Origin of the sequence: Streptomyces sp. WAC 04229 (genome assembly GCF_003947455.1) — a bacterium.
Taxonomy (GTDB): Bacteria; Actinomycetota; Actinomycetes; order Streptomycetales; family Streptomycetaceae; genus Streptomyces.
Window position 1 is genome coordinate 59678 of the sequence record NZ_QHJH01000010.1, and the last position, 25900, is coordinate 85577.

The 25900-nt window shown below is 72.1% G+C and carries 26 protein-coding genes; 15 read left to right on the forward strand and 11 right to left on the reverse strand.

Annotated elements, in window-relative coordinates; all coding sequences use genetic code 11:
* Genes DMH12_RS04875 through DMH12_RS04905 form a run of 7 tightly spaced genes read left to right on the forward strand, consistent with a single transcriptional unit; the run spans nt 1 to nt 7718 of the window.
* Nucleotides 1–1026, forward strand: coding sequence for an NAD(P)-dependent oxidoreductase (locus tag DMH12_RS04875; protein ID WP_125490284.1), 1026 nt, complete (start codon nt 1–3; stop codon nt 1024–1026).
* The gene (locus DMH12_RS04880; RefSeq protein ID WP_125490285.1) at nt 1023–2321 is read left to right on the forward strand and encodes a DUF4910 domain-containing protein; all 1299 of its coding nucleotides are present in this window, start codon (nt 1023–1025) and stop codon (nt 2319–2321) included. Before DMH12_RS04875 ends, DMH12_RS04880 begins: the two co-directional genes overlap by 4 nt.
* Entirely contained in the window at nt 2318–3649 is a 1332-nt protein-coding gene (locus DMH12_RS04885; protein WP_185832149.1) for a hypothetical protein, read from the forward strand. Before DMH12_RS04880 ends, DMH12_RS04885 begins: the two co-directional genes overlap by 4 nt.
* Entirely contained in the window at nt 3646–4593 is a 948-nt protein-coding gene (locus DMH12_RS04890; protein ID WP_125490286.1) for a glycosyltransferase family 2 protein, read from the forward strand. The genes DMH12_RS04885 and DMH12_RS04890 overlap by 4 nt, the downstream gene beginning before the upstream one ends.
* Nucleotides 4590–5828, forward strand: a complete 1239-nt coding sequence (locus DMH12_RS04895) for a polysaccharide pyruvyl transferase family protein (protein ID WP_125490287.1) — start codon at nt 4590–4592, stop codon at nt 5826–5828. The genes DMH12_RS04890 and DMH12_RS04895 overlap by 4 nt, the downstream gene beginning before the upstream one ends.
* Nucleotides 5825–6376, forward strand: a complete 552-nt coding sequence (locus DMH12_RS04900) for a dTDP-4-dehydrorhamnose 3,5-epimerase family protein (RefSeq protein ID WP_125490288.1) — start codon at nt 5825–5827, stop codon at nt 6374–6376. Before DMH12_RS04895 ends, DMH12_RS04900 begins: the two co-directional genes overlap by 4 nt.
* A gap of 7 nt (nt 6377–6383) precedes the next feature.
* Complete coding sequence (locus tag DMH12_RS04905) at nt 6384–7718, forward strand: glutamate-1-semialdehyde 2,1-aminomutase (protein ID WP_125490289.1); 1335 nt, start codon at nt 6384–6386, stop codon at nt 7716–7718.
* A 7-nt stretch (nt 7719–7725) separates the two neighbouring features.
* On the opposite strand, the gene DMH12_RS04910 is transcribed toward DMH12_RS04905, so the two are convergent.
* The 3 genes from DMH12_RS04910 to DMH12_RS04920 all read right to left on the reverse strand — a co-directional run bounded on the left by DMH12_RS04910 (nt 7726) and on the right by DMH12_RS04920 (nt 10726).
* Nucleotides 7726–8406 carry a phosphatase PAP2 family protein gene (locus DMH12_RS04910; RefSeq protein WP_125490290.1) on the reverse strand — a complete coding sequence of 227 codons (681 nt, stop codon included), beginning with the start codon at nt 8404–8406 and terminating at the stop codon, nt 7726–7728.
* A 117-nt stretch (nt 8407–8523) separates the two neighbouring features.
* Entirely contained in the window at nt 8524–9660 is a 1137-nt protein-coding gene (locus tag DMH12_RS04915) for a sorbosone dehydrogenase family protein (RefSeq protein WP_185832152.1), read from the reverse strand.
* Nucleotides 9661–9859: 199 nt separating this feature from the next.
* Nucleotides 9860–10726: an aldo/keto reductase gene (locus DMH12_RS04920; protein WP_125490292.1), complete on the reverse strand. Its 867-nt coding sequence runs from the start codon at nt 10724–10726 to the stop codon at nt 9860–9862.
* Nucleotides 10727–10875: 149 nt separating this feature from the next.
* On the opposite strand from DMH12_RS04920, the gene DMH12_RS04925 reads away from it, so the two are divergent.
* Nucleotides 10876–11451 carry a snapalysin family zinc-dependent metalloprotease gene (locus tag DMH12_RS04925; RefSeq protein ID WP_125490293.1) on the forward strand — a complete coding sequence of 192 codons (576 nt, stop codon included), beginning with the start codon at nt 10876–10878 and terminating at the stop codon, nt 11449–11451.
* A gap of 53 nt (nt 11452–11504) precedes the next feature.
* Here the strand turns inward: DMH12_RS04925 and DMH12_RS04930 are convergent, their stop codons facing one another.
* From DMH12_RS04930 to DMH12_RS04940, 3 genes are read right to left on the reverse strand one after another with little or no spacing between them, the layout of a single operon-like run.
* Nucleotides 11505–12515 (reverse strand): ABC transporter substrate-binding protein, encoded by a 1011-nt coding sequence (locus tag DMH12_RS04930; protein ID WP_125490294.1) that lies wholly within the window; start codon nt 12513–12515, stop codon nt 11505–11507.
* A 15-nt stretch (nt 12516–12530) separates the two neighbouring features.
* Nucleotides 12531–13304 (reverse strand): ABC transporter ATP-binding protein, encoded by a 774-nt coding sequence (locus DMH12_RS04935; protein ID WP_125490295.1) that lies wholly within the window; start codon nt 13302–13304, stop codon nt 12531–12533.
* 1 nt (nt 13305) lies between these two features.
* Nucleotides 13306–14328: a FecCD family ABC transporter permease gene (locus DMH12_RS04940; protein WP_399186638.1), complete on the reverse strand. Its 1023-nt coding sequence runs from the start codon at nt 14326–14328 to the stop codon at nt 13306–13308.
* Nucleotides 14329–14582: 254 nt separating this feature from the next.
* Here DMH12_RS04940 and DMH12_RS04945 point away from each other — a divergent pair, with 254 nt between their 5' ends.
* Genes DMH12_RS04945 through DMH12_RS04960 form a run of 4 tightly spaced genes read left to right on the forward strand, consistent with a single transcriptional unit; the run spans nt 14583 to nt 18782 of the window.
* Complete coding sequence (locus tag DMH12_RS04945; protein WP_125490296.1) at nt 14583–15302, forward strand: GntR family transcriptional regulator; 720 nt, start codon at nt 14583–14585, stop codon at nt 15300–15302.
* On the forward strand, nt 15299–16291 hold the full coding sequence (locus DMH12_RS04950) for an ADP-ribosylglycohydrolase family protein (RefSeq protein WP_125490297.1): 993 nt from the start codon (nt 15299–15301) through the stop codon (nt 16289–16291). Before DMH12_RS04945 ends, DMH12_RS04950 begins: the two co-directional genes overlap by 4 nt.
* A gap of 47 nt (nt 16292–16338) precedes the next feature.
* On the forward strand, nt 16339–17817 hold the full coding sequence (locus tag DMH12_RS04955; protein WP_125490298.1) for a cytosine permease: 1479 nt from the start codon (nt 16339–16341) through the stop codon (nt 17815–17817).
* Nucleotides 17814–18782, forward strand: a complete 969-nt coding sequence (locus DMH12_RS04960; RefSeq protein ID WP_125490299.1) for a PfkB family carbohydrate kinase — start codon at nt 17814–17816, stop codon at nt 18780–18782. Before DMH12_RS04955 ends, DMH12_RS04960 begins: the two co-directional genes overlap by 4 nt.
* A gap of 23 nt (nt 18783–18805) precedes the next feature.
* Here DMH12_RS04960 and DMH12_RS04965 read toward each other — a convergent pair whose 3' ends face one another.
* The 5 genes from DMH12_RS04965 to DMH12_RS04985 form a co-directional block, all read right to left on the reverse strand.
* Nucleotides 18806–19252 carry a response regulator gene (locus DMH12_RS04965; protein ID WP_125490300.1) on the reverse strand — a complete coding sequence of 149 codons (447 nt, stop codon included), beginning with the start codon at nt 19250–19252 and terminating at the stop codon, nt 18806–18808.
* Nucleotides 19249–20793 carry an ATP-binding protein gene (locus DMH12_RS04970; protein WP_125490328.1) on the reverse strand — a complete coding sequence of 515 codons (1545 nt, stop codon included), beginning with the start codon at nt 20791–20793 and terminating at the stop codon, nt 19249–19251. The genes DMH12_RS04965 and DMH12_RS04970 overlap by 4 nt, the downstream gene beginning before the upstream one ends.
* Nucleotides 20794–20863: 70 nt before the next feature.
* Nucleotides 20864–22105, reverse strand: coding sequence for a PP2C family protein-serine/threonine phosphatase (locus tag DMH12_RS04975; protein WP_125490301.1), 1242 nt, complete (start codon nt 22103–22105; stop codon nt 20864–20866).
* A 318-nt stretch (nt 22106–22423) separates the two neighbouring features.
* The gene (locus DMH12_RS04980; protein ID WP_125490302.1) at nt 22424–22954 is read right to left on the reverse strand and encodes a hypothetical protein; all 531 of its coding nucleotides are present in this window, start codon (nt 22952–22954) and stop codon (nt 22424–22426) included.
* A gap of 133 nt (nt 22955–23087) precedes the next feature.
* Nucleotides 23088–23540, reverse strand: coding sequence for a hypothetical protein (locus DMH12_RS04985; RefSeq protein ID WP_185832150.1), 453 nt, complete (start codon nt 23538–23540; stop codon nt 23088–23090).
* Between the two features lie 41 nt (nt 23541–23581).
* Here DMH12_RS04985 and DMH12_RS04990 point away from each other — a divergent pair, with 41 nt between their 5' ends.
* The 3 genes from DMH12_RS04990 (at nt 23582) to DMH12_RS05000 (ending at nt 25886) form a co-directional block, all read left to right on the forward strand.
* On the forward strand, nt 23582–23785 hold the full coding sequence (locus DMH12_RS04990; RefSeq protein WP_260474068.1) for a hypothetical protein: 204 nt from the start codon (nt 23582–23584) through the stop codon (nt 23783–23785).
* Nucleotides 23786–23826: 41 nt separating this feature from the next.
* A complete protein-coding gene (locus DMH12_RS04995) occupies nt 23827–24762 on the forward strand; it encodes a MerR family transcriptional regulator (protein WP_125490303.1) in 936 nt (311 codons plus the stop codon).
* 191 nt (nt 24763–24953) lie between these two features.
* A complete protein-coding gene (locus tag DMH12_RS05000; protein ID WP_125490304.1) occupies nt 24954–25886 on the forward strand; it encodes an ion transporter in 933 nt (310 codons plus the stop codon).
* The last annotated feature ends 14 nt before the right edge of the window (nt 25887–25900 follow it).

Consider the following 25900-nt stretch of genomic DNA (forward strand, 5'->3'; position numbering starts at 1 on the left):
TTGCGCGTACTGCTGACCGGACACCAGGGCTATCTGGGCACCGTGATGGCGCCCGTCCTCACCGCCGCCGGGCACGAGGTCGTCGGTCTCGACGCCGGCCTGTTCGCCGACTGCCTGCTGGGCCCCTCGCCCGAGGACCCGCCCGGGCACCGGGTCGACCTGCGTGACGTCACGGCGGAGCACGTGAGCGGGGTGGACGCCGTGATCCACCTGGCCGCGCTCTCCAACGACCCACTGGGCTCCCTGGCGCCGGAGCTGACGTACGACATCAACCACCACGCGTCCGTGCGGTTGGCCCGGCTCGCCCGTGACGCCGGGGTGCGGCGCTTCCTGTACGCGTCGACCTGCTCGGTCTACGGCGCCGCGGGCGGCGGCGAGCTGGTGGCCGAGGACGCCCCGCTGCGGCCTGTGACGCCGTACGCGGAGTCCAAGGTGCGGGTGGAGGACGACCTGCACGCGCTGTGCGACGGCGACTTCAGCCCGGTGTACATGCGCAACGCCACCGCCTTCGGCCATTCGCCCCGGCTGCGCGCCGACATCGTGCTGAACAACCTGGTGGGCCACGCGCTGCTGTCCGGCGAGGTGCTGGTGCTCTCGGACGGCACCCCCTGGCGTCCGCTGGTGCACGCCGTGGACATCGCCCGGGCCTTCACGGCCGCGCTGACCGCGCCCCGGGAGGCGGTGCACGACCGGGCGTTCAACATCGGCAGCGAGGTCAACAACGTCACGGTTGCCGAGATCGCCGAGCAGGTCGCGGCGGCGGTGCCGGACTCACGCGTGGTGATCACCGGGGAGACCGGTGCCGATCCGAGGTCGTACCGGGTGGACTTCTCGCGGTTCCGCGCCGCGGTGCCCGGCTTCGACTGCGAGTGGACGGTCAAGCAGGGCGCGCTCGAACTCGCCGACGCCTACCGGAAGCACGGGCTGACCCGGGAGGACTTCGAGCGCCGCTTCACCCGGCTGGCCGTGCTGCGTGCGGCCGCCGACGCCGGCTCCGTGGACGACACCCTGCGGTGGCGCGGATGACGACGGCCGGCGCGCAGCCGGTGACGGCGGTCGGTGAGCGGATGCACGCGCTGGTGGAGCGGATGTATCCGCTGTGCCGGAGCATCACGGGCGACGGGGTGCGGGCCACCCTGGAGATCGTGGACGAGTACCTGCCGCTGCGGGTGCACGAGGTGCCGACGGGGACGCAGGTGCTCGACTGGACGGTGCCGCAGGAGTGGAACATCCGCGACGCGTACATCGCCGACGCGCACGGCAACCGGGTCGTCGACTTCGCCGCGTCCAGCCTCCACGTGCTCGGCTACAGCGTCCCGGTGTCGGCGACGATGCCGCTCGCCGAACTGCGCGCGCACCTGCACACCCTGCCGGACCACCCTGCCTGGGTGCCGTACCGCACCAGCTACTACAAGCCGGACTGGGGTTTCTGCCTGGCCCAGGACACCCTGGACGCGCTGCCGGACGGGGACTACGAGGTCCGGATCGACTCCACTCTCGCGGACGGCCACCTCACCTACGCCGAGCACGTGGTCCCCGGGCAGGTCCCCGACGAGGTGATCGTCTCCTGCCACGTCTGCCACCCGTCGCTGGCCAACGACAACCTGGCCGGCATCGCGGTGGCGACGTTCCTGGCGCGGGAGCTGGCGCAGCGGACGCCGTACTACACGTACCGGTTCCTGTTCGCGCCCGGCACCATCGGGGCCATCACCTGGCTGGCCCGCAACGCGGAGCGTGTGGAACGGGTCAGGCACGGCCTGGTGCTGGCCTGCGCGGGCGACCGGGGGCGGCTGACCTACAAACGGAGCAGGCGCGGTGACGCGGGCATCGACCGGGTGATGCGGCACGTGCTGGAAACCTCCGAACGCCCGCACCGTGTCACCGAGTTCACACCGTACGGATACGACGAGCGCCAGTTCTGCTCGCCCGGCTTCGACCTCGGCGTGGGCTCGCTCACCCGCACCCCGTACGCCGGCTACCCCGAGTACCACACCTCGGCGGACAATCTGGACTTCGTCTCCCCCCGGGCGATGGAGGACACGCTCGCCGTCTGCCGTGAGGCGTTCGCCGTGCTGGACCGCGACCGGCGGTACGTCAATCTCAGCCCCTACGGCGAACCGCAGCTGGGGCGGCGCGGGTTGTACGACTCGGTCGGCGGCCGCAGCGACGCCAAGCAGGCCCAGATGGCCATGCTCTGGGTGCTCAGCCTCTCCGACGGCGAGCACGGTCTGCTGGACATCGCCGAGCGGTCCGGGCTCCCGTTCGACACCGTCGCCGACGCGGCCGACGCCCTGCACGGCGCAGGGCTGCTCAAGGCATGACGCCCATGCCCACCGGAGGGAAGAAGACGACGACGGCCTCGGCGGACGAGGCCGGACCCGCCCGGCGCGGCGGCACGCGGGCCATGGCGGGCATGGCCGGCCGGCTGTCCTGGGGGCTGGCCGACCAGGCGGCCTCCAGCATCTCCAACTTCGCGGTGGGGATCTACGTGGCCCGCTCGCTGGGGCTGACCGCGTTCGGCGTGTTCAGCCTGGCCTGGGTGACGTACGGCGTGGTGCTCAGCGTCTCGCGCGGGCTGGCCACCGACCCGCTCGTGGTGCGCTTCAGCGGTGTGCCGGAGGCGTCCTGGCGCGGGGCGGTGGACCGGTCGTCGGGCACCGCGCTCGGTGTCGGTACCGCCGTCGGCGCGGTCTGTCTGGTGGTCGGCCTGGGTATGGGCGGCCGGGTGGGACCCGCGTTCGCCGGCCTCGGCCTCATGCTGCCCGGGCTGCTGCTGCAGGACGCCTGGCGGTACTCGTTCTTCGCCGCAGGCCAGGGGCGCAAGGCGTTCGTGAACGACGTCGTCTGGGGTGTCGCGCTCGTCCCCGCCATGGTGGTGGCGGCCCGTGTGGCCAGCGTGACCGCGTTCGTGGTCGCGTGGGGCACGTCCGCCGCGGTGGCCGCCGTGTACGGCTGCTTCCAGTCCGGCATCCGGCCCAGGTTCGGCGGGGCACGCGACTGGCTGCGCGACCACCGCGACCTCGGTTACCGGTACCTGGTGGAGAACGTCGGCGTCAGCGGCTCCAGCCAGCTGCGGGCGTACGGGCTCGGCGTGATCGTCGGCGTCGGTGCGGTGGGGGTGATCCGGGGCGCCGAACTACTGCTCGGCCCCTTCCTCGCGGTGCTGATGGGGCTGTCGCTGGTGACCGTGGCGGAGGCGGCCCGGGTCCTGCGGGAGGCCCCGCGGCGGCTGGGCAGGTTCTGCCTCCTCCTGGGCGGCGGGCAGGCCGTCGGCGCCCTGCTCTGGGGCGCGGCGCTGCTGCTGGTCCCGGACCGGCTCGGCGAGCTGGTACTCGGTGACGTCTGGTCCGCCGCGTCGGCCATCGTCGTGCCGGTCACGCTCGGTGTCGCGGGCGCCGGCCTCGGCACCGGTGCGGCGGCCGGGCTGCGCGCGCTCGCCGCGGCCCGGCGCAGCCTGCGCTGCCAGCTGTTCGCCTCCGTCTGCTACGTCGGCGGAGGGCTCGGTGGTGCCTTCGCGGCCGGCACGGCCGGTTCCGCCTGGGGCGTCGCCACCGCCGCCGCCTGTGGCTCCGCCGTCTGGTGGCTGCAGCTGCGGGCCGCGCTGCGCGAGCGCCACCACCATTCCATCCGTGAAGTGAGGACGCCATGACCGCCCATCCCCGGCTGAGCATCGGCCTGCCCGTGTACAACGGCGAGGAGTACCTGTCCGAGGCCTTCGACGCCCTGCTCGGCCAGACCTACGAGGACTTCGAGCTGGTCGTCTCCGACAACGCCTCGACCGACGGCACCCGGGACATCTGCCGCCGGTACGCCGCGCGGGACTCACGCATCCGGTACCTCAGGCTGCCCAGGAACATCGGCGCCGCGCCCAACCACAACTACGTGTTCACCGAGTGCCGGGGCGAGCTGTTCAAGTGGGCCTCGCACGACGACCTGTACGCCCGGGACCTGCTGCGCCGCTGCGTGCAGGCGCTGGACGAGCGGCCGGACGTGATCCTCGCGCACAGCGGGCAGGCGGTCGTCGACGGCGACGGCGAGGTGAAGGTCCCCTACGAGTACGGGCTCGCGACCGACTCGCCGCGCGCGCCGGAGCGCTTCCGCAGTCTGCTGTTCGAGCCGGGCGGCGACGACTTCTACGGGGTGATGCGGGCCGACGTGCTGCGCCGGGTGAAGCCGCACGACAGCTACCACCACGCGGACCGCACGTTCGTCGCCGAGATCACCCTGCACGGCCCCTTCCACCAGGTGCCGGAGCTGCTGTACTTCCGCCGCGACCACCCCACCCGCGCCGAGCGGGCGAACCCGGGCAAGCGCGCCCGGTGCGTCAACCTGGACCCGCGCCGGGCGGGCCCGCTGCACCCGACGCCCCGGCTGCTCGCCGAGTACGTCTGGGGCTTCGTCACGGCGATCCGGCGGGCGCCGCTGTCGGCCGCGGACCGGCGCGCGTGCTACCGCCACCTCGCCGCGTGGCTGACCAGCCGGACCCGGCCCGGTGCCGGTGAGCGGGTCGAGGACCGCGCGCCGGTCGACCCGGGCCGGCACACCGTCTCCGTCGACGCGCTCGTAGCCGGCCGTGAGGGGAGGCAGGTATGACCGCTTCCCACGGAACGCCGGTGCGCGTCGGGCTGTTCGGGCTGCTCGGCTCCGGCAACGTCGGCAACGACGGCTCGCTCGAGGCCGTGCTCGGGTACCTCCGCGCCGAGCATCCGGCGGCCGTCGTGGACGCGCTGTGCGGTGGACCCGAGCACGTCGAGAGCAGGTACGGGATCCCTGCGACGCGGCTGAACTGGTACAGCGGCGAGTACCGGACCGCGTCCCGGGCGAGCGCGATCGCGGCCAAGGGGCTCGGCAAACTCGTCGACGCCGTCCGCACCGCCGTCTGGGTGCGCCGGCACGACGTGGTGATCGTGCCCGGCACGGGCGTCCTGGAAGCCACCCTGCCACTGCGGCCATGGGGTTTCCCGTACTCGCTGTTCCTGCTCTGCGCGACCGGGCGGCTGCTCCGCACCCGGGTCGCGCTCGTCAGTGTGGGCGCCGCCACGATCGCGCGGCGGCCGACCCGGGTCCTGACGCGCTGGTCGGCACGGCTGGCCGCGTACCGGTCGTTCCGGGACGACATGTCCCGTGACGCGATGCGGGCCATGGGCGTGGACACCGCGCGCGACGAGGTCTACGAAGACCTCGCGTTCGCTCTGCCGACACCGCCGGCGAGCGCACCCTCGGCTCCGCCGGGCACGGTCTGCGTCGGTGTCATGGCCTTCCACGGCGGCAACGACGACCGAGCCAGGGCCGACGAGATACACCGGCGCTACCTCGACGGGACGACCCGGTTCGTCCGCGCGCTCGTCGACGAGGGCAGACCCGTCCGGCTGCTCACCGGCGACGAGCTGGACCGGCCGGTGGCCGACGGGATCCTCGACGCGGTGGGCTCGCCGCTGGTCACCGTCGCCGAGACGGCCTCGCTCGACGACCTGATGCAGGAGACGGCGGCCGCCGACACCGTGGTGGCGACGCGGTACCACAACCTGGTCTGCGCGCTGAAGGCGGGCACGCCGACGCTCGCGCTCAGCTACTCGGCCAAGAGCGACGCCCTGATGGCCCGCATGGGGCTGGCCCCGTACTGCCACCCGGCCCGCGAGGTCGACGCCGAGCATCTGCTGGAACAGTTCCGGGAGGTGGAGAAGCGCTCGGAGGAGCTGCGGCTGACCCTCGCCGAGCGGAACGAGGCCGCCGTCCGGCGGTCGGAGCAGCAGTTCACCGTGCTGACCGCGACCCTGTTCCCCTCGACCGGCAACGCCGGCGCCCCCGCCCGACAGGAGACGTCATGAAGGCGACCGCGGTCCCGGAGATCACCGGCGCGTACCTCTTCGAGCCGGTGCCGTACGCCGACGAACGCGGCTTCTTCTGCCGCACCTTCGACGCCGACGTGGTCCGCTCGGCGGGCCTCGACCCGGACGCCTTCGTCCAGGACAGCGTGTCCCGCTCGGTACGGGGCGTGCTGCGCGGGCTGCATCTGCGCTCGGGCGCCGGAGAGGCCAAGCTGGTGCGGTGCTCGTACGGGCGGATCTTCGACGTCGTGGTCGACCTGCGACCCGGTTCCCCGACCTACCGCACCGTGGCCACCTTCGAAATGTCCGGCGAGACGCAGACGACCCTGTACATCCCGGCGGGGTGCGCGCACGGCTTCCAGGCGTTGACCGAGACCGCCGACACCTCCTACCGGATCGACCGCCCGCACGACCCGGCCGAGGACGTCACGATCGCCTTCGACGACCCCGAACTCGCCGTTCCCTGGCCGCTGCCGCCCAGGTCGATGTCCGAGCGGGACCGGGAGGCGCCGAGCCTCGCCGAGGTCCTGAAGCAGAGAGAGGGCTGAAGTACGCGTGGACACCCAAGAGTCCGGAGGCCTCCGCCTGCCCCGGTCGCGGCAGGCCAACGAGCGGCTGCACGCCATGATTCCCGGGGGCGCGCACACCTACGCCAAGGGCGACGACCAGTATCCCGACGACGTGGCCCCGGTCATCAGCCACGGCCGCGGTGCCCATGTGTGGGACGTCGACGGCAACCGCTACGTCGAATACGGCTCCGGCCTGCGGTCGGTGAGCCTCGGGCACGCGCACCCGCGCGTGGTCGAGGCGGTACGGCGCGAACTCGGCCGCGGCAGCAACTTCGTCCGGCCGTCCGTCGTGGAGGTCGAGGCCGCGGAACGCTTCCTGGCCACCGTGCCGACCGCGGAGATGGTGAAGTTCGCGAAGAACGGCTCCGACGTCACCACCGCCGCGGTACGTCTCGCCCGCGCCGTCACCGGTCGCGCACGAGTCGCCATCTGCGGCGACCATCCCTTCTACTCCGTCGACGACTGGTTCATCGGCACCACGCCCATGTCCGCCGGTGTTCCGGCGGCGACCACCGACCTCACCGTGGCGTTCCCGTACGGCGACCTGGCCGCCACCGAGGAACTGCTCACCCGGTACCGGGACGAGGTCGCCTGCCTGATCCTCGAACCGGCCACCCACACCGAGCCGCCGCCCGGGTATCTCGCCGGTCTGCGGGAACTGGCCGACCGGCACGGCTGCGTCCTGGTCTTCGACGAGATGATCACCGGCTTCCGCTGGTCCGAGGCGGGCGCCCAGGGCCTGTACGGCGTCGTCCCCGACCTCTCCACCTTCGGCAAGGCGCTGGGCAACGGATGCGCCGTCTCCGCGCTGGCCGGGCGCCGCGACCTGATGGAGTGGGGCGGGCTGCGTCACTCCGGCGACCGGGTGTTCCTGCTGTCCACCACGCACGGGGCCGAGACGCACTCGCTGGCGGCGGCGATGGCCGTACAGACCACCTACGTCGAGGAGGGCGTCACCGCGCGGCTGCACGCGCTCGGCGAGCGGCTCGCCGCCGGTGTCCGCGACGCCGCGGCCGGCATGGGAGTGGCCGACCACGTCGTCGTCCGGGGCCGGGCCAGCAACCTGGTCTTCGCCACCCTCGACGAGAACCGGCGGCCGTCGCAGCCGTACCGCACCCTGTTCCTGCGCCGGCTCCTCGCGGGCGGGGTGCTGGCCCCGTCGTTCGTGGTGAGCGACGCGCTCAGTGACGCCGACATCGATCACACCGTCGATGTGGTGGCGCAGGCGTGTGCGGTGTACCGGAAGGCACTGGACGCGGGTGATCCCACGCCGTGGACGGGGGGACGACCGGTGAAGCCGGTGTTCCGGCGTTCTGTGTGACGTGACGTCAGCGGCGCTCCGGCTGAGGGGCGCCGGACGTCCGGCCGGCCGGCCTGTCGGCGGTCCGGTCGACCAGCCACGCGGTGGCCGGTGTCACCGCCAGCGCGGTGCACCAGCCGCCGAGCGCGTCCGTCGGGTAGTGCGCGCCCAGGGTGACCTGTGCCCAGCCCATCGCGGCGCCGGCCGCCGTCGCCGTGGCGAGCACGAGCGACGGGCCGGCCGCGCCGCCGAGCCGGAGCCGTCCGGTCACGAGCAGCGCCACCGCGAGGGCGAACGCGGTGAGGAAGGCGGTGTGCCCGCTCGGGTAGGAGAGGTGACCGTCGTGGATGGTGCGCCCCACCAGTGGCTTGAGAAGCTTCGTCGCCACCACGCTCAGGCCGGGACCGGCCACGACGAACACCGCCGCACGAGGCCACCGAAGCAACAGGGCGGCCGCCGCCGCGGCCCCCACCAGCATCGCCGCTCCCCCGGGCTCCCCCAGGAAGTCCGTGGCCAGGGCGACATGCCGCCACGACGTCCCCGCACCGTCCACCGCCGCCCCGACCCGCGCGTCCACCGCCCCGGGCCCGCCGGCACCGCCGTAGAGAACCCCGAGCGCGACGACCACCAGAGCGGCGAGGGCCGCGATCGCCCCCCACCACACGCGCGGGCCCGTCGCAAGCACCGCGCGCTCCCGCGCACCGGTCACAGGCGCGCCCACTCAACGGGGGCGTCGGACGACGCGGTCGGGCCGCACGATGAGGGTCACCCGCCCACCCTACCCTTGCGAAGTGCGGCCCTTCCGGGGCTCCGTCATTCCCTCATGTCACGCCGGGTCGACCCGCCAGACCGTGCCGCCGATGGCCAGGGCGTACAGCTCGCCGTCGGTGTCCTGGGCGAAGGAGACGACCTCTCCGCCGTTCACACCGAGGTCGTGCTCGGCGGTCACCTTGCCGTTGTCGATCTCCAGGGAGCGCAGGGTGCCGTCGCAGTAGTCGCTGTAGACGTACTGGCCTTCGAGGTCGGCGATGGCCTGGCCGCGGTAGACGTAGCCGCCGGTGACCGAGCAGCCGAGGCCGTTGCGGTCGTACTCGTGGATCGGCGGGACGTGGTTCGCGGGCTCGGTGCCGCCGCGGAAGGGGTGGGTGCCCTCCATCTGCGCCCAGCCGTAGTTCTCGCCGCCCTTGCTGTCCGCGGGCGCCCAGTCGATCTCCTCCCATGCGCTCTGGCCGACGTCGGCGATCAGCAGGTCGCCGGAGCCGGCGTCGAAGGAGAACCGCCACGGGTTGCGCAGCCCGTACGACCAGATCTCGCCCCTGGCGTTCGGGTCGCCGACGAACGGGTTGTCCTCCGGGACGGCGTACGGGGTGCCGCCCCGCGGGTCGATCCGGAGCAGTTTGCCGAGCAGGGTGTCGAGCTTCTGCCCGTTGCCGTCGGGGTCGCCGCCGCCTCCCCCGTCGCCGAACGCGATGTAGAGGTAGCCGTCGGGACCGAACGTGATGTCGCCGCCGTTGTGGTTCGACTCGGGCTGCTCCTGGGTCAGGACGGTGCGCCGGGTGTCCTCCTGGATCGTCCCGTCCTGGACGGCGAACTCGTCGATGGTGCTGGTGCCCTGGAGGTCGGTGTAGGAGATGTAGAAGTGCGCGAAGTCCTTGTCGAACGTCACGCCGAGCAGACCGCGTTCGCCGTCGGTGGTCGTCTCGTCGGAGATGTCGAGGACGGGTTCGCCGAGTCCGCCGTCGTTCAGGACCCGGACCGTTCCCGCGCGTTCGGCGATCCAGACCGTGTCGCCGGGTCCCGCGGCACCGGCGGTCGGGTTCGTGGCCTGGGCCACCTCCGTCAGCGCGACCTGGGCCGCGCTCGCGTCGGTGGCGGGCTCGTCGGCGTACGCCGTGGCCAGGGCCAGGGATCCGACGAGACCGAGCGTGCCGATGATCGCCGACAATCTGGTGCGAACTTTCACCATGGCCTCCCGGAGGCGGTGAGTGGGGGGAGTTCACCCGGCTGCTCGGGTCGCGGTCGTGGGGCGTCGTCCGAGCCGGCTCGCAACTCGGGTGGGGGGAAGGTCGTGCCGCCGGCCACCGCCGACCCTACGACCCCGGAGCGCTCAGGCCTAGACCAACGCACGCCACTTCTGTCACTCGGCTTCCAAACCGGTGGCGCTACCGGGTCGTTCCCTGGCTCCCGGCGTCTCCGAGGCGGTCGAGGCGGTCGAGGCGGTCGCGATGAGCCTGGGACAGGTGGAGGTTCTCGGCGGCGAGGTTCTCCTCCAGGTGGTCGATCCGGGCGGTTCCCGGGATCGGGAGGACGACCGGCGAGTGGCCCAGGAGCCAAGCCAGGGCAAGCTGTGTGGGGGTGGCGTCGACTTCGGCAGCCACGGCGGCGACCTCGGCCCGCTGTCCCGACTCTCCCCAGGCGACAGGGCGCCAGGGCAGGAACGCGATCCCCGCCGCCTCACAGGCCGCCAGCACCGGCTCGTGCTCGCGATCGAGCAGGTTGTAGCGGTTCTGCACGCTCGCGATCTCGACGATCCGCCGCGCCTGGTCGAGTTCGCCCACGGTGACCTCGGACAGTCCGATCCGGCCGATCTTCCCCTCGTCCCGCAGCTCCCGGAGCGTGCCGACCTGGTCGGCGAGCGGGGTCTCGCGGTCGATCCGGTGGAGCTGGAGCAGCTCGATCCGCTCGACGCGCAGTCGGCGCAGAGCTTGCTCGACCTGGTCGCGCAGGACCGCCGGCCGGCCGTCGAGCCTCCACTCGTCATCGGGACCCGATCGGGCGACGCCGACCTTGGTGGTGATCAGCAGCTCATCGGAATAGGGGTGGAGGGCCTCCGCCAGGAGTTCCTCGTTGGCTCCGCCGCCGTACATGTACGCGGTGTCGATCAGGTTGACGCCCAGCTCGACGGCCCGCCGGGCGACCGCGAGAGAGTTCTTGCGGGCCAGGTCCGGGTCCGTCGGCAGGTGCATGGCCCCGAATCCGAGCCGCCGTACGCGCAGATCCCCGCCGATCAGAGACTCAGTCGAAGTCACGTGCTGCCTACTCCCCTTCGCTCAAGGCACCACGCTATCAGCGCAGTTGTTCGACGCCGGGCGGAATAGCGGATTGGCCACCGGGGCGAGCGGGCAGGGACGCAGGTGATGTCATGAGCACGACTCCTACCCCCACAAGGAGGTCGAACATGCACGTCCGTACGCTGACCGGCGGTATCGCCGCAGCCCTGCTGATGTCCATGCCCCTGCTGAGCGGCCAGGCCGTGGCCGCCGACTCCCCGAGCGGCACCGCGCGGTCCCTGGCCGCGGCCACGGTACTCACCTACGACGCCAGCGGTTCCGCGGAGTTCCGGTCGGCCGTCGACCGGGGCGCGGCGATATGGAACGAGAGTGTCGAGGGCGTGGAGATGCGCCCGGCCGCGTCCGGGCAGCGGGCCAACATCCGCATCCTGGCCGACAACGGCTGGCCGCGCGCCTACACCACCTCACTGGGCAACGGCACCGTCTACATAGGGCGCCAGGCGGTGGACCAGGGCTACAACACGGTGCGCATCTCGTCCCACGAACTCGGCCACATCCTGGGTCTGCCGGACCGCAAGCCCGGGCCGTGCTCCAGCCTGATGTCGGGCTCCACGGCGGGCGTCGCCTGCACCAACCCGTACCCGAACGCGGCGGAGAAGTCCGAGGTCGAGGGCAACTTCGGCAACGCGGCAGCCTCGCCGTCCGAGGCTCCGGCGCGAATGCCCGTCCTGGTGCGCGACTGACCGACGCACTACCGCCGTACGGCACCTCGCCGGTGCCGTACGGCATCGCCCGGTCAGTCCGCGAGCCGGCGCAGGTACGCGCCGAACTTCTCCAGACCGTCGATGTTGCGGGGCCCGCTGATGCCCTCGTTGTAGTCGAGGACGAAGAAGTTGTTCTTCCGCACGGCGGGGAGTCCCTTGGTGTGGGGAGACTTCTTCAGGAAGTCGATCTTCTTCTCCGCGGGCAGGTCGCCGTAGTCGAGGATGACGACGACCTCCGGCTCCGATGCGGCGACCGACTCCCAGTTGACCTGGGTCCAGCGCTCGTCGAGTCCGTCGAAGACGTTCCTGCCGCCCGCCGACTTGATGATGTCGTTGGGCGGGACCTGATTGCCCGCGGTGAACGGCTGGTCGGTTCCGGAGTCGTAGAGGAAGACCGGAACCGGGTCACCCGCCGGAGCCTTGGCCTCGACGGCCCCGACGCGCTCCTTGAGACCGTCGACCACCGTCTTGGCCTTCTCCTCGGCCCGGAAGATCCGGCCCAGCCGTTCGAGGTCGGTGTAGAGGGCCTCGAAGGGGGTGACCTTCTCCGGATACCCGGGGTAGTTGAAGCAGCTCTCGGTGTGCATGAAGCTCTGGATGCCGAGCTTGTCCAGGATCGCCGGCGTGATGCCCCGCTCGTCCTTGAAACCGGAGTTCCAGCCCGCGACGACGAAGTCGGACTTGGCCTCGACGACGACCTCCTTGTTGAGCAGGTCGTCGCTGAGCATCTTCACCTTGGCGTACTCGGACGCATACGGGGACTCGGTCACCGGCGGGTTGGCCGGCGGCATCACGTAGCCGTGCACGTGATCGGTCAGGCCGAGGGCGAACAGCTTGTCCGCGCTGCCGGCTTCGTAGGCGACGGCCCGCTCGGGAACCTTGTACTTCACCGGCTCACCGCAGCGCTTGACGGTGACCTCGGCGGACGTCTTGGCGTCCGGTTCGACCTCGGCGCCGCAGCCGCTGAGCACGAGCGCCGCCGCCAGGGCGGATCCGAGAGCCGCACGCTGCCGTGCCGGGACGGGGAAGGGGGTTCTACGCATGTCGTGAGGCGCCTTTCACCGGGATGAGCCGAGCGAGTAGAGGAGTTGGGGACCGCCCGTGAGCGGGTGCGGGACGACGCTGGCCGTCACGCCGAAGACGTCGCCGACCAGTTCGGTCGTGAGGACGTCCGCGGGCGGGCCCGAGGCGACGAGGCGGCCCCGCGACAGCACGCCGAGGCGGTCGCAGGCCGCCGCGGCCAGGTTCAGGTCGTGCAGGACGACGAGGACGGTGAGGCCGGACCCGCGCAGCAGCGAGAGCAACTCGACCTGGTGGCGGACGTCGAGGTGGTTGGTCGGTTCGTCCAGGACCAGGATGCTCGGCTCCTGGACGAGGGCGCGGGCCAGCAGGACGCGCTGGCGCTCGCCGCCCGAAAGGGTCAGGACCCCCCGGTGTGCGAGGTGACCGATGTCGAGCTGGTGCATCGCGCGCTCGCACAGTTCGCGCTCCCGGCCACTGAGCGCCTGGTTCCCCCGGAGATGGGGCGCGCGACCGAGTGCGACGACCTCCTCGACCGTGAAGTCGAAGTCGACGGCGCCGTCCTGGGTCATCGCCGCGATGGTCCGCGCGCTCTGGCGGAGCGGCAGCCGCGCCAGGTCCCGCTCGCCCACCCAGACGGTTCCGGAGCTGGGACGCAGGGCTCGGTACACGCACCGCAGCGCGGTGGACTTGCCACTGCCGTTCGGGCCGACCAGGCCCACGACCTGCCCGTCCGGCACGTCCAGGGACAGGCCGCGCAGGAGGCTCTTGCCGTCGGTCACGACGGAGAGTCCGTCGAGCCTCAGATCCATGTCAACGCCCCCCGAACGTATAGCCCTTGCGGCGCATCAGGGCGATGAAGACGGGCACGCCCACGAGTGCGGTGATGACGCCGAGCGGCAGCTCCCGGGGGGCCACCACGGTCCGGGCGGCCAGGTCGACCCACACCATGAAGATCGCTCCGGCCAGCGGTGCCACGGCGAGGACGCGGGCGTGGGTGGCGCCGACGAGCATGCGCACCACGTGCGGCATGACGAGTCCGATGAAGGCGATGGCACCGCTGACGGCGACCATGACACCGGTGACGAGGGAGACGAGTACCAGCAGCCCCTTGCGGTGCCGGTCGGGACCGATGCCCAGGCTCGCCGCGGTCTCGTCGCCGAGGGCGAGCACGTCCATCACCCGCCCGTACCGGTGGAGGACCAGGATCCCGGCCGTGACCACCACCGCCACGACGGGCAGCGAGCCCCAGGTCGCGGCGCCGAAGCTGCCCATGGTCCAGTACAGGACCATGCTGGTCGCCTCACTGTCCGGCGCGAAGTAGACGATCAGGCTCATCACGGCCTGGAAACCGAGCGACATGGCCACGCCGGTCAGGACGAGTCGCAGCGGGGAGAGCGCGCCCCGGCTGGCGGACGCGGCGTACACCAGCAGCGAGGCTGCGAGCGCGCCGACGAAGGCTCCGGCGGAGACGGCGTAGACGCCGAGGGCCGCGAGCCCGCCCGTGACCGTGACGGCGACGGCGCCGACGGAGGCGCCCGACGAGACGCCGAGGACGAAGGGGTCGGCCAACGCGTTGCGCACCATGGCCTGGATCGCCACGCCGACCGCGCTGAGCCCGGCTCCGACCAGGGCCGCCAGCAGGACGCGCGGGGTGCGGATCTGCCAGACGATCTGGTACGTCGTCACCTCGTCCTGGCCGATGACCCCGCCGCTGAGCGCCGCCCACAGGTGGCGGGCGGTCTCCCCCGGGGTGATGACCGCGGGTCCCAGGCCGATGGCCACGACGACCGAAGCGAGCAGGAGGGCGGTCAACGCGCCGCAGGCCAGCAGCAGTCCCGTGCGGGAGGCGAGCCGGCCGCCGCCTCCCGTGGCGGGTGCGGGCGCCTCGGCCGCGGTGAACGCGTCGGCGCGCGCCGTCGGTATGGATGTCGAGGGCGGAGGCACGTGGCCTACCTACGCTTTCTTTCGATAATGGGAACCATGTTCAGGTGGGGAATCTAGCACGCCCGGCTCCGCGTGATCACACGATTCGGGAAAACCTCGGCCGGCTATAGACCTGACCAGACTTGTTCATTTACCGTTTGGACATGCCTGGACAGGTACACAAACACCATCGCATCGTCCGTGTTCTCTCCGACGAGATCAGGGCCGGAGTCCACTCCGACGGCAGCAGGCTCCCCGGGGAGCACGCGCTCACCCAGCGCTTCGGCGTCAGTCGCACCACTCTGCGGCAGGCGCTGCAAGCACTCGGGGAGGAAGGGCTCATCGCCACGCATGCCGGAATCGGCTCCTTCGTCACCTTCGAGGGGACGCCGATCGACAACCGGCTCGGCTGGACCAAGGCCCTCGCCGAGCAGGGCACGGAACTCACCTCGGAGACGCTGCGCTTCGAGGAGGTCGACGACCGCGAGTTGGCCGCCGAACTCGGAATGGATTCGCGTACGTTCATCGCGCTGGACCGGGTGAGACGTCTCGCCGACGGACGGGGCGTGTCGCTGGAGCGCAGCAGGGTCCCGGCCACGGGAGACCTGGCCGGGCTGCCCGAACGCGGCCTCGTCGACGGCTCGCTGAGCCGGGCACTGGTCGCCGCGGGCCGGGTCACCGTCTCCGGCGAGGGTGTGGTGTCGGTGCGCGGGCTCGACACGGCGGACGCGGCTCTGCTGCACCGTTCGCCCGGCGAGTCCTTCCTGCGGCTCACCCAGGTGTACCGGGCGGGCGACGGCTCGGTCGTCGAGCAGGTCACCAGCCTGCTGGATCCCGCCAAGTTCGAACTGCACGTGCGCTCGGGCCAGGGAGGCCGACCGTGACCGACCGACTCGACCGCGCCCTCGGCGCCTACTACGGGCTCGCCCTCGGCGACGCCCTCGGCATGCCCACACAGGTGATGTCCCGGGAGGAGGTCGTCCGGGTCTACGGCAGGCTCACCGGCTTCCGGCCCGCGCTCCCCGGCAATCCGGTCAGCGCCGGCATGCCGGCCGGCTCCGTCACCGACGACACCGACCAGGCCGTCATCGTCGGCCGCCTCATCGCCGAGGGACGCGGCCGGATCGACCCCCTGCGCCTGGCCCACGACCTGCTCGACTGGGAGAAGGAGATGAAGGCCAAGGGCTCCTTCGACCTCCTCGGCCCCTCCACCAAGGCCGCCCTGGACGCGGTGGCCGGCGGTGTCCCGGCGCGGGAGGCAGGCAGGAACGGCACGACGAACGGCGCGGCCATGCGCGTCACCCCGGTCGGCATCGCCTTCGACGTCCAGCCGCTGGACCTCTTCCTGGACCATGTCGTGGAGTCCTGCCAGGTCACCCATGACACGGGTCTCGGCATCGCGGGCGCGGCCGCCGTCGCCGCCGCCGTCAGCACGGGTGTCGGGGGCGGCTCGCTGGACGACGCCGTCGCCGCCGCGGTGGTCGCGGCCCGGGCCGGTGCACGGCGCGGCCACTGGGTCGCCGGGGCGGACATCGCCACCCGGATCACCTGGGCGCGGGATCTCGTACAGGATCTCCCGGAGGCCGAGGCGCTGGACCGGATCGTCGCGCTCGTCGGCACCAGCGTCGCGAGCCAGGAGTCGGTGCCCGCCGCGTTCGCGGTCCTGGCGGTGGCCGACGGAGATCCCTGGCAGGCCGCCCTGCTCGCCGCCAACCTCGGCGGAGACAGTGACACCATCGGCGCGATCGCCGGTGCCGTCGCCGGGTCCGTCGCCGGGCTCTCCGGGCTGCCCGCCGAGGCCGTGGACACGCTGCGGTCCGTCAACTCCCTGGAACTCGAACCCCTGACCACACGGCTGCTCGCACTCCGCTGAGCCGCCGAGCACGCCCCGCCCCTCCGCACCAGCAAGGAGGTTCCGTCATGACCGCTTCGAAGACGAACGATCGCGTCGGCACCATTGAGACCCGTGGGATCGAGCCGGTCCCCGACCACGAGCGGCACGGCCAGGCCGGTCAGATGTTCTGGACCTGGTTCGCGGCGAACATCAGTATCCTCGGGCTCCCTCTCGGCGCGACTCTCGTCGCCTTCCGCGGCCTGAACATCTGGCAGGCGGCCCTCGTCGCCGCCGTCGGTTCCTTCGGCTCCTTCGCGCTGGTGGGAGCCCTGAGTCTGGCCGGCAAGAAGGGCGGGGCGCCCGCGCTCACCCTCTCCCGGGCGGTCTTCGGACAGCGGGGCAACGCCGGTCCGACCCTCATCACGTGGCTCAGCCGGGTCGGCTGGGAGACCATCACCACCACGACCGCGGCGTACGCGCTGCTGGCCATGCTGCACACCGCCTTCGGGGTGGGCCGGAACACCGTGCTGACGCTGGTCTGCCTGCTGGTCTTCATCAGTTGCACGCTGCTGATCAGCGGCCTGGGCCATGCCACCATCATGTGGATCAACAAGTGGGCCACGGTCGTCTTCGGCGCGCTCAACCTGGTCGTGATGGGCTTCCTGGTAGCCACCGTCGACTGGTCCGAGGTCCTCGGCACCCCGGCGGGCCCGGCCAGCGGTGTGATCGCGGGGATCGGCTTCATCGCCGCGGGTACCGGCATCGGCTGGGCCAACGCCGGTGCCGACTACGCCCGTTACCTCCCCCGGTCCGTCCCCGGCCGGCGGCTCATCGGGGCCTCCGCCTTCGGCGCGGGCATCCCCCTGGTCCTGCTGATCTCCCTCGGTTCGCTGCTCTCGGCGGGCGATCCCACGCTCGCCACCTCCGCCGACCCGGTGGCGGCGATCAACGCGATGCTGCCCTCCTGGATGGCGATCCCCTATCTCGTCGCGGCCTTCGGCGGGCTGCTGATGTCGAACCACCTCTCCACCTACTCCGCCGGGCTGACGATGATCACCCTGGGGCTCCGGGTTCCGCGGGCCGCCGCCGTCGCCCTCGACGTGGTGCTGATGTTCGCCGGCGGCATCTACTTCATGCTGATCGCCGACGACTTCTACGGGCCCTTCTCGACGTTCCTGACCTTGCTCGCCGTCCCCATCTCGGCCTGGATCGGAGTGATCGCGGTCGACTCGCTGCGCGGGCGCGCCTACGATCCTGAGGCGTTGATGGACACCACATCGACCAGCCGTTACTGGTACTCGGGCGGCTTCCGGCTGCCCGCCGTCCTGGGCTGGGTCGCCGCCATCGTGGCCGGCCTGCTCTTCACCAAGGCCGCGACCAGTGAGGCGGACGTCTGGTTCGCGGGTCCGCTCTCCGACACCTGGTTCGGCCAGAACGGGCTCGGCTGGGCGATCGCCATGGCGGTCGGCGCCGCCGTGTACGCGCTGTTCGGCAGCGGCACCCGCTCCGCCCCGGGCAGCGGGGACCCGACCCTGCCCTCCGCTCTCCAGGAGGCCGGACGATGACCGGCCGTCTCGTCCTCGCCGGGAATGTGATCGCCGACCTCGTGATCGAGGTGCCCGCGCTGCCGGAACGCGGCGGGGACGTCATCGGCACGCGCAGCGGGACGACCGTCGGCGGCGGATTCAACACTCTGGTCGCGGCCCGTCGGCTCGGCACGCAGGCGGTGTTCGCCGGGCTGCACGGCACCGGCCCGTACGGCGATCTCGTACGCGAGGCGCTCACCGCCGAGGACATCGGCACCCTGCTGCCCGCCCGCACGGAGGCCGACACCGGCTTCACCGTCGCCCTGATCGACGGCGGCGGCGAACGCACCTTCGTCACCAGCTTCGGTGTCGAGGCCACGCTGCGGCCCTCGGACATCGAGGCCGTCGCGGGGCGACTGCGCCCCGGGGACCTGGTGCAGCTCTCCGGCTACGGTCTGGTGCTGCCGGCCAACGGCCCCCTGCTGTCCGCCTTCGCGTCCGGGCTCCCGGCGGGCATCACGCTCTGCCTCGACCCGGCGCCCCTGGTGGCCGACATTCCCGAGGCCGTCCTAGGGCCCGTCCTCGCCCGCACGGACTGGCTCAGCCTCAACGCGCGAGAGGCCCGCCTGCTCTCCGGACACGAGGATCCGGGGGCCGCGGTGGCATCCCTGCGGGAGCGCCTGGCCCCGACGGCGGGCGTGCTCGTGCGGGCCGACAAGGACGGCTGCCGGCTGACTCTGCCCGGCCGGGAACCGGTCCACGTGCCGGGATTCCCCGTCGACGCGGTCGACAGCAACGGGGCGGGAGACGCCCACGTCGGTTCGTTCCTGGCCCTGCTCGCACAAGGCCACGACCCGCTGACAGCCGCACGCGGCGCCAACGCGGCGGCCGCCTTCGCGGTGGGCCGCCGGGGCCCGGCCACCGCACCCGACCGCGCCGAACTGAAGGCGTTCCTGGGTGCGGACCCGCTCGCGAACGCCCTGTTCGGCGCGGACGGCCCGTAAGGAGGCCGACTCCGCCCGCTCGTTCAGAAGCCGCGTCGGGGCAGGCGTACCACCTGGACGAAGAAGTCGTCGATCTGGCGGACCGCGGCGATGAACTGGTCCAGGTCGACCGGCTTGGTGACGTAGGCGTTGGCGTGCAGCTTGTAGCTGCGCAGGATGTCCTCCTCGGCCGCCGACGTGGTGAGGACGACGACCGGGATGTCGCTCAGCTCGGGATCGGACTTGATCTTCTCCAGGACCTGCCGGCCGTCGTACTTGGGCAGGTTGAGGTCGAGCAGGATCAGGTCCGGGCGAGGGGCCTCGGCGTGGCCGGCGCGACGGTAGAGGAAGTCGAGCGCCTCCTCGCCGTCCCGGACCACGTGCAGGGTGTTGCCGATCTTGTTGTCCTCGAACGCCTCGCGCGTCATCAGCTCGTCGCCCGGGTCGTCCTCGACGAGGAGGACGTCGATGGGGGTGGCGGGTGTCGTCATGCCAGGGCCTTTTCCTCGGTGCGGGAGTCGATGTCGCCGGTGTCGCCACCGACGCACGGCAGAGTGAAGCAGAAGCGGGTACCGCCCGTGTGGGCGGTGTCGATCCAGATGCGCCCGCCGTGATGTTCGACGATCTTCTTGCACAGCGCCAGGCCGATGCCCGTGCCACCGTACGAGTCGCGGCTGTGCAGCCGCTGGAAGATGACGAACACCTTCTCGGCGAACTCCTGCGGGATGCCGATGCCGTTGTCGGTGACACAGAACCGCCGGGCCCCGGGGGTGTCGGGGTCCTCGTCGCAGGTGATGCGGATCCGTGGGGCGCGGTCGGGGTCGCGGAACTTGACGGCGTTGCCGAGCAGGTTCTGCCAGAGCATGACCAGCAGGGTCGGGTCGCCGACGACCCGGGGCAGTTCCTCGGGACGTTCGACCTGCGCCCCGGTCTCGGTGACGACCGTGTCGAGATTGGTCAGGGCCTTGGACAGGAACTCGTCGAGGCCGCACTCCACAGCGGCGTCGTTGACCCGGCCCACCCGGGAGAAGGTGAGCAGGTCGTTGATGAGGACCTGCATGCGCTTGGCGCCGTCGACGGCGAAGTCGATGTACTGCAGGCCCCGGTCGTCGAGTTGGTCGCCGTACCGCTTCTCCAGCAGCTGGCAGAAGGAGGCCACCTTGCGCAGGGGCTCCTGGAGGTCGTGGGAGGCGACGTAGGCGAACTGCTCCAGGTCGGCGTTCGAGCGGCGGAGTTCGACGGCCTGTTCGTCCAGGTCGGCGGCCTGGCGGCTCAGGACGCCCTGCTGCCGTTGGGACGCATCGAGTTCGGCCACGATCCGCTGCCGCATGTCCTCGACGTCCCGTGCCACGGCCGTGAGGTCGGCCGGGCCTTCGGCGGGGATGGAGTGCTCGAACTCACCGCCCGCCACCTTCCGCGAGGCCTCGCGCAGCCTCTGGAGGGGACGCGCCACCAGCAGGCGCACCACGATCGCCAGTGCCGCACCGGCCAGCAGGAAGGCCGCCACCATGACGCCGAAGGTCAGGTTGCGCAGCGTGCGGGCGTCGGCCAGGTCGGCCTTGCCGTCCTCGACGGCGTCGGCGAGGTCGCGGTTCTGCTGGTTCCAGCCGGCGCGCATCGCGTCGAAGACCTTCTTGCCCCGCCCGGCGGTCGTCTGGTCGACGGTCCTGGGTTCACCGGGCGTGACGCCGTCCACGAGGGGGGTGGCGTAGACGCGTCGCCACTCGGCCGCCTGCCGCTGGACCTTCTGCAGGTCCGCCAGGAGCACGGGCTGGTCCCCGATGAGCGTGCGCAGCCGGGCCGCGGCCCGGGCCTCGTCCTTCCTGCCCTGCTCGTAGGGGGTGAGGAACTGCCGGTCGGCCGCGATGGCGTAGCCGCGTACGCCCGTCTCCTGATTGACCAGGGCCGCTTGCAGCCGGTATGCCTCGGTGCGGGCGGGCTGGATTCGGTCGGTGAGCTGGTCGGTGAGGTCCGTGGTGCGCTCCTGCACCCGGGCACCGACCACGGTGCCCACCACCACGATGAGGACCATGAGGCCGAGTACGAGCTGGAACCAGCCCTGCACCGTCAGCCGGCCGCCGCCCCGCGGCCCCCGTGTCTCGTCAGCCACTGCTTACGTCTCCACCCTTGTTCTCGTTCTCCTGCCGCTCGTTCCAGCGCAGGTGCAGCACGGCCACGTCGTCGGCGAGGCCGCCCTGCTCCTCGGCGAGGTCCTCGGCCCGGCCGATCAGACCGTCGACGAACGGCTCCGGGGCCAGCCGGGCCGCCTCCTTCGCGAGTCGGAGCAGCCCTTCCTCACCGAGGCGCTCCCTGCCCTGGCCGACGTATCCCTCGAAGAGTCCGTCGGTGAAGAGCACCAGTGCCGCGCCCGGGGGGAGGGGCAGTTCCTGGACGGGCCAGTGGGCCAGGCCCGGCACCACGCCCAGGGCCGGTCCCCCCGCGACCTCGACCCACCGCACGTCGCCGTCGTCGGTGCGCAGCAGCAGGCCGGGGTGGCCGGCCCGCACCATCCGTGCGCAGGGTGCGCCCGGCGGAAGGATGAGGCTGGTCAGCGTGGCGAACACTTCGGTGCGGGCTCGTTCGGCCACCAGGATCTCCTCCAGGCGGCGGATCTGCTCGGGCCCGGTGACACCGCTGAGCACCAGGGTGCGCCAGGCTATGCGCAGCGCGACGCCCAGGGCGGCCTCGTCGGGGCCGTGCCCGGAGACGTCACCGATGACGGCGTGCACGGTTTTGTCGGGGCTCTGGACGATGTCGTAGAAGTCGCCGCCGAGCAGCGCCTGGGCGCGGCCCGGCCGGTAGCGGGCCACGACGTCCACGCCGGTGCCGTGCAGCAACGGGCGGGGCAGCAGCCCCCTCTCCAGCCGGGCGTTCTCCCGGGCGTGCATCTGGCTGGCCTGCAGAGCCGCCGCGGCCTGCTCGGCCTCCTTGCGCTGCATGGCATACCGCACGGCCCTGCCGAACAGTTCCGGCTCGACGCGGCCCTTGACCAGGTAGTCCTGGGCACCCGCCATGAGGGCGGCGAGGCCGGTCTCGTCCTCGGCCAGACCGGTGAGCACCACGACGGCGACCTGCTCGGCCAGGGCGTGCACCTGGGACACGGCCTCGAGCCCGTGGGCGTCCGGCAGGTGGAGGTCGAGGAGCACGCAGTCCGGCGCCTCCACCAGCAGCACCTCGCGGGCCTCGGCCATGGACCGGGCCCAGCGCAGGCGCATCTTCAACGCGCTGTCGGCGACGAGTTCCTCGACGAGCAGGGCGTCGCCCGGGTCGTCCTCGATCAGGAGCACCGACGGTTCCCGCCACTGCCAGGCCTCCGCGGCGGAGGTCCTCGCGGACGCGGGCATCCCCCCGGCCCATGACTGTGGCGCCGCCACCCTGCCTCCACCTTCCGTCCCGTCAAACACGGGATCATGGCTCCGAGTACGGGGTCCAGCACACCCGGAGCCGTCTCTCCCACGACGACTGCGCCCGCCCTTACAGAATGTACACAACATCGGGCGGGTGACGTGCCGGATGTGCTCCACGCAACTACCCCGACCGGCCCGCGGACGAGGATGCGGCAGGGCGTGCCCGTGGGGCCCGTCGGAGCGCGGCGGCGTTCCGCCGAGCGGCCGCGCAGTACCGGGGAGCGGTGCCGGGGAGCAGTACCTGGTCCGCCGCCGTCACTCGATCAGCGCGTCCGCGGCGATGATCAGGAGGCCGATCAGCATGTCCAGTGCTCCCGACCGCAGGGAGGACAGCCGGCTGAGCCCGGCGGCGCGGGCCGCCCACGTCCCCAGGGCGAACAGGGCCACGGTGTTGAACAGCAGGGCCACATCGGCGGCCGTCTGCTCCGTCCACCACTGCGCCTCCGCGCCGAGCAGCAGGCAGACGGTGGGGAGCACCGCCGCGACCAGCGGCCACTCGGCGAGCACCGCTCGCAGCCTGCTGGATCCGGCCGCTCCCGCGACGGCCGCACGCTGGGCGATGACATGCGCGTACCCGTGGGCCGCGCCCGCCGCCAGCGCGGTGAGCAGCACCCACAGCGCGTCCTGGCCGGGTTCCGCCGCCTCGCCCGGAACGTCCAGCGCGGCCACCAGGGCGCTGGCGAGCACCAGGCCGTAGATGCCCCGGAAGAGCCACCGCTCCTGCCGGTGCCGCGACATCCACGACGCGGCCCCCTGTGCGGGGACGGGGTTGGTGTGGTCGGCCATCGCATCGCCTCGGTGCGGGGAGAGGGGTGGGTCAGCACATGCTCGCCCGCGTGGCGTCCCCGGACACGGCGCCACGCGGGCGCGTACGGCCGTTCGCCCCCGCGACCGGCCGGGCCCGCCGCCGGTGGCCGGACTACCGCAAGCGGTCCAGCGCCGACCGGCTCGCGTCGTCGGCGGCGCGGCAGATCATCAGCAGCTGGTCCGTGTCCTGAAGTGGCATGAGCACCTCGAAGTGCAGGGCGATCTCACCGGCGTCCGGATGCCGCATCACCTTCTGCCCCCGGCCGTTCACCTTGACGTCGCCCTCGGCCCACAGGCGCGCGAATTCCTCGTCATGGGTGACGAACCCGGTGATGAGGTCGGTCAGCGCCGCGTCCTCGGGGTGCGCGGCCCACGCGGCACGCAGGTGGGCGACGCCCTCGCGCACGACGCGTTCGCGGTCGGCGTAGAACGCGCTGATCCGCGGATGCCGCAGGCACAGCCACATCGCGTTGCGGCGCGCCGGCGGCAGGGTGCCGAAGTCCAGCAGCAGCCTCGCCATGGCGCCGTTCCAGGCCAGGATGTCGTAGCGGTGGTTCGTCAGCATGGCCGGCAGGGGCGACAGGTCCGCGACCAGCCGGGCCAGCTGTGGCGCCGCGGATCATCGGCGCCCGCACCCCCGAGCAGCTGGAAGGCAACCTCGGTGCGCTGGAGGTCGACTTGACCGCCTCCCAGCTGGCCCGTCTCGACGAGGCCGGCCGGATCGAGCTGGGTTTCCCGCACGACATGCTCGCCAGTGACCACATCCGCAGGGTGACCACGGGTGACCTGAGGATCGAAGCCGGCCCCTGAGGCTTGACCCTCCAGTGGCTGGAGACTGGAGAGTGGGCGTCATGAACGGCGCGACGCTCCCGCACTCGATCGGTGACCTGTCCGTCCGTACCGGCGTTCCGGTGCGGACGGTCAGGTTCTACTCGGACACCGGACTGCTGCCCCCGGCTCATCGCACCCCGGCGGGCTACCGCCGGTACGGCGACGCGTCCGTCGGGCGGCTGCGCCTGATCTGCGTCCTGCGGGACCTGGACGTCGATCTCCCCACCATCCGCCGCGTCCTCGACGAGGACCTCTCCGTCGCGGAGGTCGCGGCGGCGCAGAGGGAGGCCACCGCACTGCGGATCCGCACGCTGCGCCTGCGTCAGAGCATTCTGCGGCTCGTCGCCGAGCGTGGTTCCAGCCCCGAGGAGACAGTTCTCATGCACCGCCTCACCCACCTCACCGCCGAGGAACGGAAGCGCCTGGTCGCCGACTTCGTCGCCGGTCTCGCCCCCGGCACACCACAGGCCCGTGCTGCGGCGGCGGTACTGGGCACCGCGCTGCCCGTGCTGCCCGACGACCCGTCCGACGCCCAACTGGCCGCGTGGGTGGAGATCGCCGAGCTCATGGCCGACGACGGGTTCCGTACCCGCCTGGCGAACGGGGCGTTCGCCGCCTCCGACGAAGCGGCCCTGCCGCGGGTGGAGTCCGAGAAGGCGGCCGAGCTGGTGTCCTTCACCAGGGAGGCCGTCGCCGCCGCGCGGGGTGCGGGCATCGAGCCGGACAGTGCCGAGGCGGCCCCCGTCGTCGGCTCCGTGGTCGCACGTTTCGCCGCGGTACTCGGCCGCCCGGCGGGCCCGGCGCTGCGGGAGTGGATGGCCCGGGAGTTCGAGGCGGGACACGACCCGCTCGTGGAGCGGTACTGGCGTCTCGTCTGGACCGTGAACGACTGGGAGATCGTCGACGGACACCTGCCGTTCCAGCCCTGGATGACCGAGGCCCTCGGCCGGCCCTGACCAGCGGCGCGCGGGCCTGCGGGAGCGGGCCTTCGCCGAAGTGGATGAATCCCGTGGTCATTTGCCCCTCGCGCCGCAGCCTGAGGGCGTCTCACGCGTTAGGCGCGAGGGGGCAGCCGCTCCTGCCGCCCGGGGGTCGCAGCGCACGCTCCGTGGCGGGTGCCCGACTCAGTCCCGCATCGGAGATCCTCATGACCACCGCCCCGGCTCCCGTCCGGGCCCGGCTCGCGGCTTCCTGCCGCGCCGTGACCGAGGCCCGCCTCTTCTCCCTGGCCGTCCTCGCCGTGATCCTGCTCAACGCCGCCCTGCTGGGCGCGGAGACCTACCACGGCTTCGCCGCCGACCACATGGGCCGGTTGCGCTGGGCCGAGCACGGCTGTCTGGCCTTCTTCACCGTGGAGATGCTGCTGCGGGTGGCCGCGCACGCCGACCGGCCCGGGAAGTTCTGGCGTGACGGATGGAACGTGTTCGACCTGGTGGTCGTCGCCTCGGCCTACATCCCCCTGGTGCGGGAGAACGCCACCGTGCTCCGGCTGCTGCGCCTGGTACGGGTACTGCGCACGGCCAGGTTCCTGCCCCAGTTGCGCGTCCTGTTCCTGGCCGTGTCGCGCAGCCTGCCCGGCACCGTGAGCTTCCTCTTCGTCGGCGCCGTCATCCTCTACGTCTACGCGATGATCGGCTGGCTCTGCTTCGGCTCCAGCGACCCCGCCCACTACGGCTCGCTCGGCCGGGCCATGCTCACCCTGTTCCTGCTCATGACGCTGGAGGGCCTGCAGGACGCCGTGTACTCCGGTCTGTCCATCTCCCGGTTGAGCATCCTGTACTACGGCTCCTACGTCATGCTCGCGTCCTTCGTCCTGGTCAACGTCCTCATCGGCGTCGTCCTCAACAGCCTCGACGAGGCGCGCGAGCTGGACACCGCGGCGCTCGACGACGCCCGGCGCCCGAGGGGCGACGGTGAACTCGGGGCCCGGGCCGCCGTGGTGAGCCCTCCCGCGCCGGACCCCGCGGTTCTCGCCGAGCGCATCGCCGGCATGCGCCAGGCGCTCGACACCCTGGAGCAGTCCCTGGCCGCGCAGCCACCCGCCGGAAACGGCCGGGACCGCGTCACCACCACCGTCTGACCGCGTGTCGCGGC

Bases quoted from the DNA above. Each gene is read 5' to 3' on its own strand.
- DMH12_RS04970 (WP_125490328.1), bottom strand. From the start codon at position 20,793: ATGGTCCTCATCGTGGTGGTGGGCACCGTGGTCGGTGCCCGGGTGCAG.
- DMH12_RS04895 (WP_125490287.1), top strand. From the start codon at position 4,590: ATGACCGCTTCCCACGGAACGCCGGTGCGCGTCGGGCTGTTCGGGCTG.
- DMH12_RS04955 (WP_125490298.1), top strand. From the start codon at position 16,339: ATGACCGCTTCGAAGACGAACGATCGCGTCGGCACCATTGAGACCCGT.
- DMH12_RS04980 (WP_125490302.1), bottom strand. From the start codon at position 22,954: ATGGCCGACCACACCAACCCCGTCCCCGCACAGGGGGCCGCGTCGTGG.
- DMH12_RS04960 (WP_125490299.1), top strand. From the start codon at position 17,814: ATGACCGGCCGTCTCGTCCTCGCCGGGAATGTGATCGCCGACCTCGTG.
- DMH12_RS05000 (WP_125490304.1), top strand. From the start codon at position 24,954: ATGACCACCGCCCCGGCTCCCGTCCGGGCCCGGCTCGCGGCTTCCTGC.
- DMH12_RS04935 (WP_125490295.1), bottom strand. From the start codon at position 13,304: ATGGATCTGAGGCTCGACGGACTCTCCGTCGTGACCGACGGCAAGAGC.
- DMH12_RS04900 (WP_125490288.1), top strand. From the start codon at position 5,825: ATGAAGGCGACCGCGGTCCCGGAGATCACCGGCGCGTACCTCTTCGAG.
- DMH12_RS04975 (WP_125490301.1), bottom strand. From the start codon at position 22,105: ATGCCCGCGTCCGCGAGGACCTCCGCCGCGGAGGCCTGGCAGTGGCGG.
- DMH12_RS04965 (WP_125490300.1), bottom strand. From the start codon at position 19,252: ATGACGACACCCGCCACCCCCATCGACGTCCTCCTCGTCGAGGACGAC.
- DMH12_RS04925 (WP_125490293.1), top strand. From the start codon at position 10,876: ATGCACGTCCGTACGCTGACCGGCGGTATCGCCGCAGCCCTGCTGATG.
- DMH12_RS04930 (WP_125490294.1), bottom strand. From the start codon at position 12,515: ATGCGTAGAACCCCCTTCCCCGTCCCGGCACGGCAGCGTGCGGCTCTC.
- DMH12_RS04885 (WP_185832149.1), top strand. From the start codon at position 2,318: ATGACGCCCATGCCCACCGGAGGGAAGAAGACGACGACGGCCTCGGCG.
- DMH12_RS04890 (WP_125490286.1), top strand. From the start codon at position 3,646: ATGACCGCCCATCCCCGGCTGAGCATCGGCCTGCCCGTGTACAACGGC.
- DMH12_RS04985 (WP_185832150.1), bottom strand. From the start codon at position 23,540: ATGCTGACGAACCACCGCTACGACATCCTGGCCTGGAACGGCGCCATG.
- DMH12_RS04945 (WP_125490296.1), top strand. From the start codon at position 14,583: ATGCCTGGACAGGTACACAAACACCATCGCATCGTCCGTGTTCTCTCC.
- DMH12_RS04880 (WP_125490285.1), top strand. From the start codon at position 1,023: ATGACGACGGCCGGCGCGCAGCCGGTGACGGCGGTCGGTGAGCGGATG.
- DMH12_RS04995 (WP_125490303.1), top strand. From the start codon at position 23,827: ATGAACGGCGCGACGCTCCCGCACTCGATCGGTGACCTGTCCGTCCGT.